The sequence below is a fragment of the Blautia faecis genome, assembly GCF_027662325.1.
Lineage (GTDB): Bacteria > Bacillota > Clostridia > Lachnospirales > Lachnospiraceae > Blautia_A > Blautia_A faecis.
Genome location: NZ_JAQDKY010000028.1, coordinates 40,153 through 56,860, shown reverse-complemented (window position 1 = coordinate 56,860; position 16,708 = coordinate 40,153). Strand labels below are relative to the sequence as shown.

The 16,708-nt window shown below is 45.9% G+C and carries 18 protein-coding genes; 8 read left to right on the top strand and 10 right to left on the bottom strand.

Annotated elements, in window-relative coordinates; translation table 11 throughout:
- Positions 1–11 precede the first annotated feature (11 nt).
- The 8 genes from PGQ38_RS13095 to PGQ38_RS13060 all read right to left on the bottom strand — a co-directional run bounded on the left by PGQ38_RS13095 (position 12) and on the right by PGQ38_RS13060 (position 7,535).
- Complete coding sequence (locus tag PGQ38_RS13095) at positions 12–170, bottom strand: Maff2 family mobile element protein (RefSeq protein WP_003500126.1); 159 nt, start codon at positions 168–170, stop codon at positions 12–14.
- Between the two features lie 89 nt (positions 171–259).
- Positions 260–2,083 (bottom strand): VirD4-like conjugal transfer protein, CD1115 family, encoded by a 1,824-nt coding sequence (locus tag PGQ38_RS13090; RefSeq protein WP_270432061.1) that lies wholly within the window; start codon positions 2,081–2,083, stop codon positions 260–262.
- Complete coding sequence (locus tag PGQ38_RS13085; RefSeq protein WP_007887898.1) at positions 2,080–2,550, bottom strand: PcfB family protein; 471 nt, start codon at positions 2,548–2,550, stop codon at positions 2,080–2,082. Before PGQ38_RS13085 ends, PGQ38_RS13090 begins: the two co-directional genes overlap by 4 nt.
- A gap of 91 nt (positions 2,551–2,641) precedes the next feature.
- Positions 2,642–3,691 (bottom strand): hypothetical protein, encoded by a 1,050-nt coding sequence (locus PGQ38_RS13080; RefSeq protein ID WP_118203698.1) that lies wholly within the window; start codon positions 3,689–3,691, stop codon positions 2,642–2,644.
- 14 nt (positions 3,692–3,705) lie between these two features.
- A complete protein-coding gene (locus tag PGQ38_RS13075; protein WP_117762132.1) occupies positions 3,706–4,419 on the bottom strand; it encodes an antirestriction protein ArdA in 714 nt (237 codons plus the stop codon).
- 4 nt (positions 4,420–4,423) lie between these two features.
- Positions 4,424–5,509, bottom strand: a complete 1,086-nt coding sequence (locus PGQ38_RS13070) for a DNA cytosine methyltransferase (protein WP_118203699.1) — start codon at positions 5,507–5,509, stop codon at positions 4,424–4,426.
- Positions 5,496–5,852 carry a DUF7768 domain-containing protein gene (locus tag PGQ38_RS13065; RefSeq protein WP_003500157.1) on the bottom strand — a complete coding sequence of 119 codons (357 nt, stop codon included), beginning with the start codon at positions 5,850–5,852 and terminating at the stop codon, positions 5,496–5,498. The genes PGQ38_RS13070 and PGQ38_RS13065 overlap by 14 nt, the downstream gene beginning before the upstream one ends.
- Before the next feature lie 309 nt (positions 5,853–6,161).
- Positions 6,162–7,535: a ParB/RepB/Spo0J family partition protein gene (locus PGQ38_RS13060; RefSeq protein ID WP_330418578.1), complete on the bottom strand. Its 1,374-nt coding sequence runs from the start codon at positions 7,533–7,535 to the stop codon at positions 6,162–6,164.
- A gap of 229 nt (positions 7,536–7,764) precedes the next feature.
- Here PGQ38_RS13060 and PGQ38_RS13055 point away from each other — a divergent pair, with 229 nt between their 5' ends.
- The 4 genes from PGQ38_RS13055 (at position 7,765) to PGQ38_RS13040 (ending at position 11,777) form a co-directional block, all read left to right on the top strand.
- Complete coding sequence (locus tag PGQ38_RS13055) at positions 7,765–8,412, top strand: hypothetical protein (RefSeq protein WP_270432052.1); 648 nt, start codon at positions 7,765–7,767, stop codon at positions 8,410–8,412.
- 331 nt (positions 8,413–8,743) lie between these two features.
- On the top strand, positions 8,744–9,244 hold the full coding sequence (locus PGQ38_RS13050; protein ID WP_204453926.1) for a hypothetical protein: 501 nt from the start codon (positions 8,744–8,746) through the stop codon (positions 9,242–9,244).
- On the top strand, positions 9,225–11,093 hold the full coding sequence (locus tag PGQ38_RS13045) for a DUF5906 domain-containing protein (RefSeq protein WP_270432051.1): 1,869 nt from the start codon (positions 9,225–9,227) through the stop codon (positions 11,091–11,093). The genes PGQ38_RS13050 and PGQ38_RS13045 overlap by 20 nt, the downstream gene beginning before the upstream one ends.
- Positions 11,094–11,291: 198 nt before the next feature.
- Positions 11,292–11,777 (top strand): hypothetical protein, encoded by a 486-nt coding sequence (locus tag PGQ38_RS13040; protein ID WP_204453922.1) that lies wholly within the window; start codon positions 11,292–11,294, stop codon positions 11,775–11,777.
- 727 nt (positions 11,778–12,504) lie between these two features.
- Here the strand turns inward: PGQ38_RS13040 and PGQ38_RS13035 are convergent.
- Positions 12,505–12,954, bottom strand: coding sequence for an Rrf2 family transcriptional regulator (locus PGQ38_RS13035; RefSeq protein ID WP_148462504.1), 450 nt, complete (start codon positions 12,952–12,954; stop codon positions 12,505–12,507).
- 228 nt (positions 12,955–13,182) lie between these two features.
- On the opposite strand from PGQ38_RS13035, the gene PGQ38_RS13030 reads away from it, so the two are divergent.
- Positions 13,183–13,515, top strand: coding sequence for a nitrous oxide-stimulated promoter (locus PGQ38_RS13030; RefSeq protein WP_187565776.1), 333 nt, complete (start codon positions 13,183–13,185; stop codon positions 13,513–13,515).
- Positions 13,516–13,555: 40 nt separating this feature from the next.
- Complete coding sequence (locus tag PGQ38_RS13025; RefSeq protein ID WP_173771571.1) at positions 13,556–14,182, top strand: DUF3786 domain-containing protein; 627 nt, start codon at positions 13,556–13,558, stop codon at positions 14,180–14,182.
- Here PGQ38_RS13025 and PGQ38_RS13020 read toward each other — a convergent pair.
- Positions 14,104–14,751, bottom strand: coding sequence for a TetR/AcrR family transcriptional regulator (locus PGQ38_RS13020; protein WP_270432047.1), 648 nt, complete (start codon positions 14,749–14,751; stop codon positions 14,104–14,106). The two genes, PGQ38_RS13025 and PGQ38_RS13020, sit on opposite strands and share 79 nt — an antisense overlap.
- A gap of 168 nt (positions 14,752–14,919) precedes the next feature.
- Here PGQ38_RS13020 and PGQ38_RS13015 point away from each other — a divergent pair, with 168 nt between their 5' ends.
- On the top strand, positions 14,920–15,690 hold the full coding sequence (locus tag PGQ38_RS13015) for an ATP-binding protein (protein WP_270432044.1): 771 nt from the start codon (positions 14,920–14,922) through the stop codon (positions 15,688–15,690).
- An 85-nt stretch (positions 15,691–15,775) separates the two neighbouring features.
- Positions 15,776–16,708 carry an AAA family ATPase gene (locus tag PGQ38_RS13010; RefSeq protein WP_270432041.1) on the top strand — a complete coding sequence of 311 codons (933 nt, stop codon included), beginning with the start codon at positions 15,776–15,778 and terminating at the stop codon, positions 16,706–16,708.

Genomic DNA, 16,708 nt, shown 5'->3' with positions numbered 1-16,708 from the left:
TTTTGTTCCCTTTAATTAGCCATGAACTGCTTAATGCCCTGGCTTTTTGCCGCAGGGTTGTCCGACCCGTAACCTTCCAGAAGGTTGATGACGCCCCACACCGCCAGACCGGCGCCAAGAGCCATGACCAGAATTTTAAGAATGTCGATTGCCTGATTGAAAAATTCCATATACGTTCCTCCATTTTGTTTGTTTGATGGTTTTGGGTACAAAAAAAGCCGCCCACATCGGCGGCGCTTCGGGTCATCATGGCCCGAAGTTACACAAACTCGTCGCTGTCCAGATCATCGAAGTTCAACAGGTCAGCTTCTTCGTCCGTGTCGGAGCCGTCCACTTCGTACACCGTGTATTCGTCCTCCGGCTTTAGTCTCAATGGCCGGTGGCGGAACAGGCTTTCCAAGCGGAAGGCGTTTTTCTTTTTATCAAATTCGGCTGTATACTTGTAATTCGGGTGCTTTTTCAAGTCATACTTCGGGGACAGGAAGGGCGGGAGTCCCCGAAGCTGCAAGATACATTTATCTCCGGGCATGGTGGTGATCTCGCTGGTGGTCATCAGCTCCCGGCCAAGCCGCTGCATGTTCTGGCTGTAACTTTCAGACTGACCCCGGCTTCGGCCCTCGGTCTGCATAGAGATGGTGGCCTTGCCCAGCCAGTTTTCCGAAATATCCTTTAGGGTGGAAGCCTCCCGGCCTCCGAGGAATACGATACTGTCCATGTTGCCCATGATGGTTTCGGAATGGTCTTTGTACAATGCCTTGCACTGGCTCATAGCCTGATAAAAGAGCGTCAGGCTGATCTCACGGGAGCGGATGACGGCCACGATCTTTTCCAGCCCCGGCACCTGTCCGGTGTTGGCAGCCTCGTCCCACAGCACCCGCACATGGTAGGGCAGACGCCCGCCATAGGTGTTGTCAGCCCGTTCACACAGAAGGTTGAACATCTGCGAAAAAGCAAGGGCAACCAAAAAGTTGTAGGTGGTGTCCGTGTCGCTGATAAGGAAGAACAGAGCCGATTTTTCATCCCCCAGCTTATCAAGTTCCAGCTCGTCATAGGACATGATCTCCCGGAGCTGTGGAATGTCAAAGGGAGCCAGCCTTGCACCGCAGGAAATCAAAATGCTTTTGGCTGTCTTGCCGCTGGCGAGCTTGTATTTCTTATACTGCCTCACGGCGAAGTGCTGGGGGCTGCGGCGTTCCAGCCCGTCAAACATATAGTCCACCGCATTTTTGAAGGTTTCGTCATCCTCCCGGACTTCCATGCTGCTTATCATTTCCACCAGCGTATTCATGTTGCGTTCTTCTTCCGGCCCCTCAAAGACGATGTAGGCCACAAGGGCGCAGTACAAGAGGGTTTCGGCTTTGGTCCAGAACTCGTCGCCCTCCTTACCGTCGCCTTTGGTGTTGGCAATCAGGGCGGTAACAAATTTCAAAACGTCGCTTTCTGTCTTGATATAGGCCAGCGGATTGTAGTGCATGGATTTTGAAAAGTCGATACTGTTGAACACCCGCACCCTGTATTTCTCCCGTTGCAGAAACCGTCCGCACTGGTCGAGGGTGCCACCCTTCGGGTCTACCACCACATACGAGGAATGGGCTTGAAGGAGCTGCGGGGTCAACCAGAACCTTGTCTTTCCCGAGCCGGACGATCCGATGACACAGGCGTTTAGGTTCCGGGCATTGGCGGGTATCTTCGGACGGGTGTTCATGGTAAGGAACTCCGTCCCGGTCAGAATGACATTGTTCTGAAATTTAGGGTCTACAAACGGCTTTATATCCTCCTTTGTTCCAAAGCGGGCAGTGCCGTACTCTGCATCCCGCCGGAATTTTTTCGCCTGCCTGATCTTTGACTGTATCAGCAGATACACCCCAGCCGCACCGGCAAGGCCCACCAGCAGGTCAATACCTCCCAGCCCCGGCCAGTAGGTTTCAAAGGCTTTGGGGAAGGTATCGAGCATCCCCATGAGCTTTGTCCCGAAGTCTGTGCCGGGGGCGATCCGGTATGCCGTCCCGATTTTGGAGAAGAACCAGAACACAAAGAGGTACGGCAGGTTTGGGAGCACATATTTTCTGATCTTGTCACTCAACGTCCGTCCTTCACCGCCTCTCTGGTCCGCTGCTTTTCCTTTGCTTGTGTCCTGATCTGCTCCGTGAATTTCCGAAGCTGGCCGAGGATGGAAGCCTTGTCCTGCTCTTTATTCAGCACCTTTGCGCTGTACTTCTGGAATGCCGCCGTGATGGCGTCCGCCTGATTGGCTTTGAAAAACAGCAGGTAATGGCCGGGACTCACTTTATGGAAAGCGTAGTCCACATGGAACTCCTTCGCGATCCGGTCAAAATCCTTTGGGGCTCCCACATAGGGCATGGCGCTTTTGCCGCCATAGTGGTTCATCAGCTTTTTTACGCTCTGGCGTCCCTGCGGGGTCAGCGCCTTCCGGTGGTGCTTTTGCACCGCCCGCGCCACCTTGCCAAGGGCGGCAGCCAGCACTTTTCCCGTGAGCTTCGTTGTCCTGATCGAAAGGGCAACCGTTTTTTGGTTTACTTCTTCCTGCATAAAACCTCCTTTCCGTCGGGGTTCCCGCTATCCGGGAGGCCCCCGTACAATCTCGGGGAACAGAAAACCTCGGGCCAATGTGGCCCGAGGCTTACCGCTCGGCATCTCTGCCGGACGGAGCTTTCTTTTCCGGCTCCGTCTGGACTTTTTCGCCCTGTTCCCGCATGGTCTGCAAGATAGAGGGCTTCTTTTGAAGCCGGGAGGGCTTTTCGCCGGACAGCGGCTTGATACATTCCAGACGGTCAGCCGCCCGGATGGCGTTGTCTGTGAGCTGCCTCTGCCATGCGCCCACGCTGGGAGCCCAACGAAAGCCGCTGCTTTTCAGCTCGGCCCGGGTGTCCGCGTCAGGCTTTCCGTCAAAGAACACCTGCAAGCGGTTGTCCTCCCGGTTCATTTCCACACGACCCCCATCGAACTCCCAGCCGGAAAATTCCTGCTGTGCCTGTTTGGAAAGCTGTTCGATACGGGCCTTTACCCGGCGGATCTCCGCATTGTTGTTGGTTAGCTGGTAGCTTTCAAAGGGCCTCGGGTCGCTTCGCCAACTTGACGCCATGCTTGCTTTCAGCTTTTCAATCTGGTCCAGCGACAGCAGCGCACAGCCGTCCAGCTTGCCATGCTTGCAGTAATAGGCGTTGACCTCCTTCATAATGAGCTGGGAGCGTTCCAGCCCGTCCAGCTTCTTCTGGAGCTTTTCAATCGCTGCCGGGTCATCGGCGCTGATCCCGCCCATGCCGGTACTGCGTATCTTATCCAGCAGCCCTTGAATATACCGCCATTCCTCCATGTTGCTGTCCCGGGCCCGGTTCTGTTTTTCCTTCTTTCCCACCGGGAAATTGGCAGGTCCGGCGATCATCACAGAGGGAACCCTTGCGTCAATGGCAAAGCCCTGGTTCATGTTTTCGGCCAGCTTGCGGGCGTAGGTGTCTAACAGATGGTCGATCTTCTCATGGTACATGGGGTCCACCCGGGATTTCTGCTGTTCCGCTATGGCGGCGGCCTTGTCCACCATTGCCCGGTATTCCGCCGTTGCGCTCCCTTCCTTGTAGTCGGAAAAGCTGTTCATTTCTTTTGCCCGGCGGGCGGCCCCTTCATTGATAGGGTAATAGTTGATGGTATGCACCTCCTTCATGCTTCGGGCCATGCTGGCCCGAAGTCTTACCGTTCTTCATGGGAAGTCTCCGTCTTGTCCTTTTTCGGAGCGGGTGGGGCTTCTTGAAACCGTTTGAGTGTAGCGAGAATGGAGTGGACAGGCTCGGCCTTTTCAGGATAGGCAAATATCCGGTGTTCCGGCGGAATGTCCTGCGGCCCGTGGTAATACTCCTTGAAGCCCTCCGGGACTGCCGACACATACCCACCGGGAGCGAATACGCCGCCCTCGTTGATACGCACATCCCGCCCGTATGCCTCATAATCGAAGTAGTTCTGAATGTGCTCCGGTATGTCGATAGTCCCAAGCTCGTCGGCGTAAAGACGGCCCAGCCCTTCATCATCGGAAATATCCGGGTAAAAGCGGTAAAGGTCAAGGTTCTGCGTCAGGTTTATCAAATCCTTCACGCTCCTTGTGTGGTTTCCCAAGACAAGAGCGGCTTCAAAGGTTTCCAGTCCGCCCTTATCCCGTACTTCCAGCAGGGCGTGGCCCAGCTCGTTCAGCTCGTCGATGTTCTCACATTCGTAGAGATAATCGTAGAGCCCCAGCACATCACTGTCAAAGCTGGTAAAGAACACTTCGCTGTACCGTTTCCCGTCTATCCCGATTTTGGCAAGGGCGGCCTGCAACTCCTGTGTCGTCATGGGGAAATGTACCGTTGTCCCTACCTCAATCCCCATTAAGGGGTATAGGGCTGTATTGGTTATATAGGCTTCAAACATGGGCTCATTCCTCCTTTCCGGCCCGGTCAGCCAGCACCTCATAAATCCCGGCCATAATGTAATCGGCGCAAGGGAGGGCAATCGCGTTTCCCAGTGCCTTGTAGCGTTGCAGAGGCCGGATCTCCATGCCGTCCGCCCCGTACTTTGTCCAGCCCTCTGGCAGCCCCATCAGCCGTTCGCTTTCCGTTTCCGTCAGAAAACGGATACAGCCGCCCTTCGGGTCGCCCTCATACCAGAAGGCAAAGGGCGTTACATCACTGGCTAAAAGAGTGGGAAAAGGGTCAGTTGGTAATCCGAAGCTGTTTCGGAAGGCCGTTTCTTCCTGCCTTTTTGCCGCTCCCCGCATACGGAAGCACTGAAAGGGGTGGATGACTGGTATCTGCCGCCCTGTTTCAAAAGAAGCTGTTCGATCTCCTTCGGCGGCGGCCCACCCGCCCTCTCCGCAAGGCGGAGGAAGTGGGAGCATTGGACGGGGCTTAAATAGTATGTCTGCGGCACGTCTGCCTCCAAAATCCGCCACGACGAAAATCCGCTGCCTTCGTGCCAGCCTTCGGGAGCCTGCCCAATACTGGGCGTCCATGAGTCGCCAGCACACATCAGGCGTTCCCCCTCGCACCATTCCGGCGTTTCCCCATCTTCCCGAAGGAGGCATTGGAACTTCGGTGTCCGAGAAGGCGGATAAGACGGCTCTAAAGTCCATCCGGTCATTTGTAGAAAACGCTCCCATGACGTTTTCCCAAACAGCGATAGCTGGATATAGGTTATCAGTAGCATCCCTCATTTCCTGTATGATACGAAACGCCTGATAGAACAGGCTTGATTTTGCCCCGGCAAGGCCGGAGCGGTTGCCGATCAGAGAAAGGTTCTGACAGGGGGAACCGAAGGTAATTACATGAACCGGCGGGATTTTCCCGCCGTCCACCTTCGTAATATCCCCCAAATGCACCATGTCGGGAAAGTGCCTTTTGGTTATAGAGATGGGCGCTTTTTCAATCTCACTGGCCCATACCGGACGGATACCGCACCGGGAAGCAGCCAGAGGGAACACGCCAATCCCGTCGAAAAGGCTTCCCAGCTTAATGTCCGGCATGGCCCGGGGTGCCGTGTCCCTTCACGGCAAGCACCCCTTCCAGTGTGGTCGCCGCAATGCCCAGCCGCCCGGCAACCGCAATATCATTTTTTACATCCTCGTCCACAGCGCTGCCGCAGACAATCAGGGTGTGGGAGCGCCGCAGCATATCCCGGCGCATATCAATCCCAGCCTTGTGTTCCTCGGGAACGCTGTCATTCAAAAACAGCGGCAGATACAAGAGCGGGCAGATCGGGGAAAAGCCCGCCTCATAAGCAAGACGGCAGTAGTGGGCCGCCAGCTCCATATCAACATCCGGCTCGCCGCTCCATGCGGCGGTCAGGTATGCTAAAGGTCGTTTCATTGGTTGAGCCTCCATTTCTGTTTTGGTTTAGGGAAAAGCAAGAGTTCGCCCAACCCCTCCGCCCCTTCCCCCGGGAAGGGGAACGGCTCTGGAGAATTTATATCCCCGTCGCTTGACCGGGAAAAAGCATAACCGGGAGAAATCCGTCAAGGGTGCCTCTGGCACCGCCTGCGGCGGCGCTGCCCTTGACTGATTTTCCCGGCTATGCTACGGAATAACTGGCGACGGGGAATCATTTATATCTCCAGAGCTTCGGGGCGCGGGGCAGAGCCCCGCAATCCTCGGGCCATGCTGACCCGAAGTTTGGGCTTACTTTTCCTGTTCGGTTTTCTTCTCCGGCTTTTCATGTTCCTTCTGCTGACCCTTCCAGTCGTCCAGCAGCTTGATGATCTGGTCCTTCATTTCCCTCGGCGTAGTTTCCTTGCCGAAATACTTGCTCAGTTCCGCACCTGTCAAAATCACTTTGTCTACCTCCTTTTTGTCCTCCATCATAATGCCGTCGATCACATCCCCGTTGAGCAGCTTCTTTTCGTCCAGCTCACGCATACGCTTTGCCTGCGCCTGTGAAGGCGAGGACTGCTGGCTGTCAATGGCGACGGCGATATAGTTCTGGTTCTTCTTGCCGATATAGGAAAGCTCCACCGCCGTAGTAAAGCCCAGCTTTTTTTCATCCATCAGCTTCATCAGGTCGGGAACCAGCTCATTGAGCCGGATATACCGCTGCACCTGCTTGACCGCCATCTTATTGCGCTCGGCTACAATTTCGTTGGAGCGTTTTCCTGCGTCCTTCGGGTCAATCTGGCCCGAAGTGCGGGAGCCCTGGTGCTTGATGGCCTCAAGCTGCATTTTCAAGGCTTTGGCCCGCTCACTGGGGAGGATTTCTTCACGCTGGTTGAGATTGTCCTCGACCATCTGCGTGATGGCTTCATCGTCCGTCAGATTGCGAACAATACAGGGCATATCCGCATATCCGGCAAGCTCGCTGGCCTTCTGGCGGCGGTGGCCGGACACGATCTCATAGCCGCCATCCTCACGGGGACGGACGATAGCGGGCTGGGTCACGCCCTTGTCCTTGACGCTGGACACCATAGCCCGCATTTCTTCATCATCCCGAACCTCAAAGGGATGGTTCTTGAAGGCGTGAAGCTCGTTCAGCTTGATATAGACGATCTGTTCCTTGCCCCGGCGTGGTGCATCCTTCGGTTTTTCGGGTTCCTTCGGAGCGGGAGCGGCCTGTACCGTTGGCGCCGTTTTTTTCTCCGGTTCCTTTTTGACCGCATTTTCCGGTTTCTGTGCGGGAGCTTCGGGCTTCGGGGTTGCGGCCTTGTCCTTATCTGCTTTCGGGGGACGGCCCCGGCGCTTCGGCTGTTCCGGCTCTTTGGGTTTTTCCTCCGCTTTCTTCGGAGCCTCCGGCTGCTTTTCCGGTTTCTCCGCTTTTGTCGGGTCAGGCTTTTCCCCGCTGGGAGTTGCCGCCCGTTCCTCGGCTTTCTTTTCCTTCATAATTTCAGCGAAGTTATAGACAGAAACCTGTGGGTTCTTTACTTCTGGTTCCGTCTTTTTTTCCGGCTCCGGGGAAACGGAAACCTTCTCCGGCTCTTTTGGGGGAGCGGGAGGCGTTTCCTTGCCCGGCCCGCTATCCGTTACCGGCTGTTCCGGCGTTTTTGTGGTTTTATCATCTGCCATAAGCATTTACCTCCTGTTTTTTGGCATGAAAAAAGGGGCTCAACTTTTCAGTCAAGCCCCCGTGGGAAGTTCCTCCTTTCTCCGCCATGATACAAAAATACCGCCCGTAGTCTCGTTTGGGCGGTACTTTGTGTAAGATTGGCAGTCCATTATTAAGTTTTTTATTATGTTCCCTTTGTACACCGTTGCAAACCTACCGGAAGACAAAAGTATTGATGACACAATTAAGATGTGGCAACAAACAGGTGTTATAGATGATAATGAAGAAAGTAATAGTATAAAAAGAGATAAGAAAATTAAAAAGATTTTTGAGGCTTGTTTAGGAAAGGATAAGTTTGGCAAATTAAAGAAAAAAGGCAAATATAAATTTGAAGCAGGAATGCTGATAAAAATGAATGAATTGATGAATTCTTGCTCACAAGAGTGGAATAAGGATATGAGAAAAGGCAAATTTGAAGATATACCAATAAGTATTGTTGTAAAAGTCTATAACATATTACTGGATTGGGCGCATGATAAAAAATGTCCATTATCGGAATCTGATATAGATGAGTGTTTTGAAAAGAGATATTACGCGTCAATGTCAGTTGTAGCCAGAGAGCGTCAAAGGTTAAATAGGGAAATCGAGAGGTATATAGAACCAGGAAGGGAGTATGCAAGAGCGGATGGCTATATAAGAATTAATAAGATTATAGTTGAAGAACTTCAGAGATGCAGAAAGCAAATTTGTGAACGGTGTGAGAAGGAGCTTATGAAAAATAATGGGATTTATTTGGGATATGTGGGAGATGAATGTAAAATCGCAAATTTCAGGGATGTTGCGCATACGGTGAAAGGATTCGAGAAGATAGAAAAGAAAAACGAAAAAACGAGATAACGAAAACGTTAATCAAATATCAATTTGATAAAAATGAGGGACGAAAAATCCAGATAAAAAGAGCGATTTTTTGACCCTTATTTTTTTGCAATAAAGTGAGAGAATTGAAAACGTAAAGCAGTAATCACACCAGTGCAGTGAAAATTAAGTTTCTGCTATATTGATGCAGAATGATTTCTTCATTAGCAAGGCGGAGAAGTAAGGGGATAGCGGTGGCTACGGATACCTACGACAACGTCGCTGATGGAAAATTATACGTTCAGTATGGATTTGCGGTACTAGAGGTGTGGATATGACTGTTGAATAAACAACAAAAAAAGGAGAAAAAAACATGAAGAAAAACAGACCTTATTACAAGGAAGTAATCAGAATCAACAAGAATGAAAGCACATACTATAGCTTCGGTGACGAACCGGAACCTATTGAGTTTTACTATATGCTAGTCTGCGATAACGAGCAAAAATGTAATACTTATAGTAATGAATGTGCTCCGGAAGAAGATTATTGGATTGGGATAAACCGAAAGAAGTCCAGTGGTATTGTTAAAATTGCAGATAAAGAATCAGAGTACTTACAGAACATAGTTCTCTTATGGTGTTTGCCTGGAGGGTATATGCGAGCCATAATTTTAGCGGGAACTGAGAAAAAACAAGATAAAATGAAATTAGTAGAGATAGGACTTATTTGGCCGGAGTCTGAGAAAAATGATAGATTAGTAAGACAGATGCTTTCATTTGGGTGTAAGGAAGTATTTGGAACAAATCTGGAAATAGGCAGAGCTGCTGTTAATTTATTGGAGGTAAAAGAGGATAATGAAGAAAAAGAAGAATAAGAAGAATAAAAATGTATTTGATACGAATCCTTATTTTAGAAAAGAGAACTACGAGTGCGAAGAAACTGACACGGCAGGTGAAGCAATGATGCAGATGGAAGCAGATCTGAGCCAAGCCTTAAAAGAGAACTACGAGCGCGAAAAAACTGACACGGCAACTGAAACAATGATGCGGATGGAAGAACAGGTAGACGAAGCATCAAAAGCGGGCTATGAGGAAATGAGTGATTCAGATGTGGGTGTGAGAGTTGCAGAAGCAGAGAACGCAAATACATTTACAGGAACTGCTGAAATCAGGGAAACAAAGTCTAACCCAATGATAGTTCCTGTCTTCAGGAAAAATTCAGTCCCTAATTCTGGAATTGAATCATCATTAGCATCATCTGTAGCGAAAGCTACAGGTGATGCTGCCAAGGCATCAAAAGAGAAAAAAATTTCCGCTGAAGAATTTAACAGCTATGAGTTTGCCAAGATAATTTTGGACAAATATAGCATATGGCATCTTGATCCGTCCGATTGGGCACTTTGGATCTACAATGGAAGATGCTATGAGCCGTTGAATGACAAAAAGCTTGGTGATCTTATATATGCGGAACTTCCAAAGGAAATTAAGCTTACGACAAAATCTTGCAAAAAAATCATAGAAAACGTTGCGGATTACATTGTCCGGGAGTGTACAGCTAATCCATTGGATATCGAAAAATCCGGAAAGTATTACAAGACATTCTGTGAAAAGGATATTCGCAGTATATATGGCCAGGTGGTTCTGGAAAACGGAATTTATGACGTTATGACAGGCACATTTCAGAAGCAGTTTACTTCTGAGAAGCCATATTATTATCAAATAAAGGCTAAATATCTGAAAGAAAAAATGGATATGGAATTATGTACACCAAATTTCGACAAGCTTTTAAGGGATGCGACAGGTGGAGACGAGGCGTCTATTCGTATGATTGAGTATGCTCTGGGAATGTTGCTATTGCCGAATAAATGCAAGAAATTTGTGGTTGCCGGGAATGCTTCAAATTCTGGAAAGTCGGTATTATTTGGACAGTTTTTTGAGAGCCTTTTTGATGGCTCACGGATATCAAGAATAGATTCTTCCAAGCTGGGCGGTAGGTTTGCCTTGGGAGACTGTGAGGATAAACTTCTAATATCATGTCTTGATATTGACGAGAAAGTATTATCTTCAAAGTCCCTGGGAGTCATAAAGCGTGTGACTGGAGATGGCAAAGTTTCAGGTGAGGCAAAATATAAATCAGCCAAAGAAATTATTGCCAGATTCAAGTTCGTTTTTGCAACTAATTTCGGGTTTGCTTCGGAAAAATACGATGCAGGCCTGGTAAATCGAATGTTGGTTTTACCTTTTGTCTGCGAAACAAAAGAGGAAGATCAATGCGCAGATCTGCCAGAAAAGCTACAAAGTGAAAAGGATAAGATTGTGACGAAGATACTACGCCGTATGAAAGAGGTTGTTACTCAGGATGGAAGTATTGTAATCAAGGAGTCTAATCTGTCAAGGCAATTGAAGTATGACTGGACTACTTGCAATTCATTCTTTACGGAATTTTGCGAAGAGCGTATCGAGGTTACTGGTGATGAAAATGATTATACAAGCAAAAAAGAATTGTATGAAGCATATAAGAATTACTTTTGGGTGAAATACAAAACAGCTTCTGTAAGAGGAAACTATATTTTGCTTCAAAAAACGGCTTTTGAAAAAAATCTTGACGAGCAGATAATCTTTAATAGCCAAGGTCGCGTGAAAAGCGTTCGTAGTCGCAATTATGGCAACGAACAATTCAAAAATCCAGTGAGAAGATTAACCGGAATTCGCCTGTTGGATTAGGGGTGGCACAGTGGCACAAGTGGCACACGCGCTATGGACGTAATGTCTGCATAAACTGTGATATATCATTTTTATGAAATGCAGTGCTTCAAGAACGATGATCACAGTTTGAAAAGAATCATTTCAATTAAGTTGCGATGATAAAAGCGCAGAAAGGAGAATCATAAAATGATGAGAAAAATACGAGGAGGACAAGACATGAACTATGGACTGAGCGAGTTGGCGTTACGGAATGATTTTGAAAACTATGCGACAGATGACGATATGGGACTATTTACAATCACATCGTATGGTAAAGATATTTCTCACGAATGTGAAGAAATTTCAACTGCGAAACAAGAATCAGACCGATCCGGTAATCAAGCAGTAAAAAAGTCAATAGTTAGCTTGAATGATGGGCAGAACTATGCTATCTTAACTAAAGAACAGTTGATGGCTGTGTGTATAGATAAGGATGCAGTAATAGAGTCCTGTGTTAAATCCCTTAGAGAGCAGTTCCCTAAGATGATTGGCAAGAAAGAGATTATGGACATTTATCATTGCGAGAGCGATAAGGCGTTAAGAATCCTAAAGTTGATGTTCCAGATGGGATACGGAAATAAAATTGGGAAAGAATACTATGTGTCTCAGAAAGCCCAGGAAGAATTTGTGAAAAACATGGTAGGTAAGGAAGTTTACATATGATGTTTTGATGTGTTAGGAACTGTTTGAAGTATCACGTTGTGGTATCACTTTTGAAAAAAGATGTGCGTAACATTAGCAAAATCAATGGGTTTACGCACTGTTTATGCGACATCGTAAACTATAACAAATAATAAAATAATAGCTATTTTTTAGCTAATGTGTCCAAGCGAGAAGTAATTAAACGCCCCTAAACACAAGGATGATTGGTAAATATTACCAATTGAATTGTGGGTAGGGGCGTTTTATAATTTACCTACTATCACCTTTTGGTATCACTTTTGGAAGGAAAAATCACTGTCATTCAAATAAGCAGAAATAATGAAATTAGGTATCGTTATTACGAGGCCGATTTCATAAATGTCCATATAAGTTGTTAAATGCCTTTAAATGCTGATAGCTAGAGCATTTAGCGGATTTCCGACTTGGATAAAACTCTATATAAATTCATGTGATTTTTTGAAAAATGGCCCACTTTGTGGCCCACTAACTTTTGATCGAAGTCCTAATATGGTAAGAAGAAGCGCCTGTAGGAGCGCTTCTTTTTTTCTGCACAGGAAAGACCGCCTGTGGTGCGCTGCTGAATTTAAAAATGCCCGCACGGAGGCGGGCATGATAACAAGAAAATCCCTGGATTAGAAAATATAAAATTTTACTCGCCAAATCGTTATCAGATTCTTCATCATTTAGAAGATAATCCATATCTGGAAGTCCATTCTCGTTTCTCCTGCTATATAATATTTTGTAAATCATTTTGCATGGATGTTCGCTGATAATAAGTATTTATGATATCCTGTAAAGTAATTGTATTCATCTTTTCTTCAGTGTTTTTTTGAATTTCATTATAGAATCCCTGCAAGGACAACTGAATATTAATGCCAACGCCACAATCAGGGTTGGTATGAGTATCTAAATGAAGTAGCGGTTTCTCGCCCTCCACTGCTTTATAAATATCCAGCAACGTAATCTGGTCTGCTGGTTTTGAAAGAGAAGGACGGGCATGTCCGGCTACACTGGTCATAAGTTCGGCCTTTTTTAGTTTTAACATGAGCTGGCGTACAAAGCCGGGATTTGTATGGATACTTTCTGCAATTGAGGCACTGGAGAGTGAGTTTTCCTGGTTGATAGCAATCAGAACCATTACATGGACAGTATCGCTTAATTTCGTTGAGTATTTCATGATAAGAAACTCCTTGTAGTATGATATAATGATTTTGGTTTCACGTTTTTGAGGCGAAAATATTTCTGGTTTGTCGAAAACATCCCAAGTTCTCAACAGCTCTTTTTAATGTGTTGAGAAACTGTACATATTTTTTATTTTGATGATTGTAAATAATATAATTACAACTATAATGAAATTTAAAGGAAAAGTCAACATAGTAATAAAACTTACGGAGGATTGTATAATATGCTGATTGTGGACAAATTAAAAGGAAATTTATATACCAGAATCAAAAAACATATGACTAAAAAAATGTATTACCTTTATTATCGTGAAAACAGGGAAGCTTCACAGTCTAAAGAAGAATATGAAGCAAATTTATTAAGAGCATACCGACATTTAGACGCATGCAGATTCAAAAATAAGGGATGGCCATGTCCAACATGCCCAAGTTGCTGTTTTTGTGGAAAAGATTATGAAACTATGACTGAGGTAATGGATTTTGCCCGGGAATGGATGAAAGAGAATCCGGACAAAGCCAGATTTATGAAACCACCCAAATCCTTGCATAAACATTGATTATTATATGATGCGATAAAACATTCACAAAGGAGAGCTTATGGAATACAAAAATCAAACAGAAAATCGTGCATTTCAGGAAATGTTGCAGGCAGCAGTAAAACGGCTGCAAAATCGCTCCGGAGAGGATCTTGCTGCAAAAAGTGGGGCTGTTTTTCAAAGCAGCCGAAATGTGCTTGAAGTACAGAGCTTTTACGAAAAGATTGAAATTCAACTCCCTGAGTTTCGTATTAACTCAGACATGGACGAATGGCATTATCTGACATTGCTGCATTATCTGGATATGGCCGATGGAACAGAAGGTTCACAGAAGCTCATTACTTTTGGTAACCTGAAAGATGGATTGATTCGAGGAACCAAGTTTGACCGGACCGCAGAGCAGAAACTGGAAAAGCTTTTGCGGGATAAAGATCCTGAGAAAATTCAGAAAGCATGTAAAAACCTGGGTGCAGAATTTACAGAGACAAAGGCGGATTTGTGTGCTGTTTTTCCAGTTCTGCCAAGATATCCGGTAACTTTAAAGATATGGTTTGCAGATGAAGAATTTCCTGTATCTGGCAAAATATTTCTTCAGGATCATGCCGATCATTATCTAAGTGTAGAAGATGCGGTAACAGTTGGAGAAATTTTGCTGCAAAAATTATCGGAAGCATTTTCTTCCCTCTGATCATGAATCAGAAAACTTTCCAGTCCGGCTTTGATAAATTTGTCGATTACTGTCTGAATCTGTTTCCAGTCATTACAGTGATTGCGGAGCATCAGTCTGTTGATGGAAAGGCAGCCGTTCATTTGAAAATAAAAAACCGATTCTGCCTGTTCAAAGGTCAGGAGGCTGTGTGACATAAGCCAGGTCACATAGCCTTCTTTTGTATTTTCTGCTAATTTTTCCAGAAGAATAGGGGCAATTGCATCATCCAGAAACAATGCCCTGTATTGTGATTCCATCTGTATTTTCTGACAGAACGGATAGGAACAGCTCTTTTGATTTAGACAGAATAAATGATCTACAGTTGTTAACATATCCTGAGTCATATCATCAAAAATATCTGTTAATACATCATGGATATCGTAGTAATGAAGATAAAAAGTGCCACGGTTGATTTCAGCATTTTTGCAGATCTCAGTAACTGTAATTTTCGTAAAACTTTTCTGCTTTAACAATTCTAAGAACGTATCTTTTATGGTTTGTCTGGTATAGCGGGTACGGCGATCTTGTTTTCTCGTTTTTTCTGACATTATATACTCCTGTATTATTTGGGATCATATGATTCCTCAACAATTTTTCTGATGTGTTGAGCAGCTATACAAATCTCACAGATTGATTATTGTAATTTATATAGTAACAACTATAATGAGGTTTAAAGAAAAAGTCAACAGATTGTTCAGAATTTTAGGAGGAAAAACATGGGACATGTAATTGCAGTATCAGGAAAAGGTGGCGTAGGAAAAACAACTCTTTGTGGATTGTTGATCCAGTATTTATGTGAAAGCGGAAAACGTCCGGTCCTGGCGGTGGATGCAGATGCAAACGCAAATTTGAACGAAGTGCTCGGTGTTGAGCCGGAGATCACACTTGGGGAGCTGAGAGAAGAAATTGAGCGGGCAGGCGTAGACCCACGATATCAGATTCCCTCCGGTATGACAAAACAGGCATATCTGGAAATGCGTCTTTCTGATGCGATTGCAGAAGAAGACGATTATGATCTGATGGTAATGGGACGAACCCAGGGACAAGGCTGCTATTGTTTTGTAAATGGTCTTGTGCAGACCCAGGTTCAGAAACTGCAAAGCCATTATCCATATATTGTGGTTGATAACGAAGCAGGTATGGAACATATCAGCAGAGGAATCCTGCCAATGATGGAAGTTGCCATTCTTGTGAGTGACTGTTCCAGAAGAGGTGTTCAGGCAGCCGGACGTATTGCAAAGCTGATGAAGGAGTTAAACTTTAAACCACAGAAAACTGGATTAATCGTGAATCGTGTTCCGGATGGAAAACTGGATGCCGGAACTCTGGAAGAAATCCGAAATCAGGGATTGGAACTGTTAGGGGTTGTACCACATGATGACCAGGTATATCAGTATGACTGTGCTGGAAAACCAATCATACGGCTTCCGAAAGATTCTCCTGTAAGAAGTGCACTGGGAGAAATTGTAAAGAAGATAGGATTGTGAGTTGGAGGATTGAAAGTTTGAAGATTGAGTGAACAGAAATATTATCTGATTTGATATAACCAATTGCAAAGAAAGGAAAATCTTCATGAGAAGTCATTGGACAGAAATAGAAAAATATTTAGAAGACCAGAAGATAGCGCAGGAACTGATTGGAGAACTGAGAGATTTTCACATGCGTTATGAGGTAAAGGATCAGGTAAAGGAACGGGTAGAAAAACCGGATATCTTATTTTATGGGAAAAAGATTCTGGAAATGTCAACAGCAGCGCTTCTTCAGGGAGATAATCTGTTACTTTCCGGTGCGAAAGCTACAGGAAAAAATGTACTATGTGAGACACTGGCATGGATATTCGGAAGACCGGAATACGACATTTCTTTTCATGTAAATACAGACAGTGCCGATCTGATTGGAACGGATACCTTTATAAATAATGAGGTTCGCCTTCGGAAAGGCCCCATCTATCAATGCGCGGAATTTGGAGGATTTGGAATCTTGGACGAAATCAATATGGCAAAAAATGATGCGGTTTCTGTACTGCATGCCACACTGGATCATCGGCGCAGAATCGATATTCCAGGATATAACAGGATTTTACTTCATCCGGCAACACGATTTATCGGTACGATGAATTATGGTTACGCAGGTACCAGAGAGCTAAATGAAGCATTGGTTTCAAGGTTTATGGTAATTGATATGCCTGAAATGGATGAGGATAGTGTCCTTTTTGTATTAAGAGAACATTTTCCAGATGGGAAAAAAAGTGCACTGAAAGCTTTTGCAGGACTGTTTCTGGATTTGCAGATCAAAGCTTATCATGGAGAAATCTCAACAAAATCTCTTGACCTGAGAGGATTGGTTTCTGCTGTAAAAGCCACAAGAAGCGGACTTTCTCCAATTGATGCAATCCAGATGGGAATCATAAATAAAAGTTTTGATGTATTTGAAAAAGAGATCGTAGAAGATGTGGTTTCTACCAGAATCCCATCTTCCTGGACCGGAAAAGACATATGGGGGTAA

Bases quoted from the DNA above. Each gene is read 5' to 3' on its own strand.
- PGQ38_RS13095 (WP_003500126.1), bottom strand. From the start codon at position 170: ATGGAATTTTTCAATCAGGCAATCGACATTCTTAAAATTCTGGTCATG.
- PGQ38_RS13085 (WP_007887898.1), bottom strand. From the start codon at position 2,550: ATGCAGGAAGAAGTAAACCAAAAAACGGTTGCCCTTTCGATCAGGACA.
- PGQ38_RS13080 (WP_118203698.1), bottom strand. From the start codon at position 3,691: ATGGCCCGAAGCATGAAGGAGGTGCATACCATCAACTATTACCCTATC.
- PGQ38_RS13075 (WP_117762132.1), bottom strand. From the start codon at position 4,419: ATGTTTGAAGCCTATATAACCAATACAGCCCTATACCCCTTAATGGGG.
- PGQ38_RS13070 (WP_118203699.1), bottom strand. From the start codon at position 5,509: ATGCCGGACATTAAGCTGGGAAGCCTTTTCGACGGGATTGGCGTGTTC.
- PGQ38_RS13065 (WP_003500157.1), bottom strand. From the start codon at position 5,852: ATGAAACGACCTTTAGCATACCTGACCGCCGCATGGAGCGGCGAGCCG.
- PGQ38_RS13060 (WP_330418578.1), bottom strand. From the start codon at position 7,535: ATGGCAGATGATAAAACCACAAAAACGCCGGAACAGCCGGTAACGGAT.
- PGQ38_RS13055 (WP_270432052.1), top strand. From the start codon at position 7,765: ATGTGGCAACAAACAGGTGTTATAGATGATAATGAAGAAAGTAATAGT.
- PGQ38_RS13050 (WP_204453926.1), top strand. From the start codon at position 8,744: ATGAAGAAAAACAGACCTTATTACAAGGAAGTAATCAGAATCAACAAG.
- PGQ38_RS13045 (WP_270432051.1), top strand. From the start codon at position 9,225: ATGAAGAAAAAGAAGAATAAGAAGAATAAAAATGTATTTGATACGAAT.
- PGQ38_RS13040 (WP_204453922.1), top strand. From the start codon at position 11,292: ATGAACTATGGACTGAGCGAGTTGGCGTTACGGAATGATTTTGAAAAC.
- PGQ38_RS13035 (WP_148462504.1), bottom strand. From the start codon at position 12,954: ATGAAATACTCAACGAAATTAAGCGATACTGTCCATGTAATGGTTCTG.
- PGQ38_RS13030 (WP_187565776.1), top strand. From the start codon at position 13,183: ATGCTGATTGTGGACAAATTAAAAGGAAATTTATATACCAGAATCAAA.
- PGQ38_RS13025 (WP_173771571.1), top strand. From the start codon at position 13,556: ATGGAATACAAAAATCAAACAGAAAATCGTGCATTTCAGGAAATGTTG.
- PGQ38_RS13020 (WP_270432047.1), bottom strand. From the start codon at position 14,751: ATGTCAGAAAAAACGAGAAAACAAGATCGCCGTACCCGCTATACCAGA.
- PGQ38_RS13015 (WP_270432044.1), top strand. From the start codon at position 14,920: ATGGGACATGTAATTGCAGTATCAGGAAAAGGTGGCGTAGGAAAAACA.
- PGQ38_RS13010 (WP_270432041.1), top strand. From the start codon at position 15,776: ATGAGAAGTCATTGGACAGAAATAGAAAAATATTTAGAAGACCAGAAG.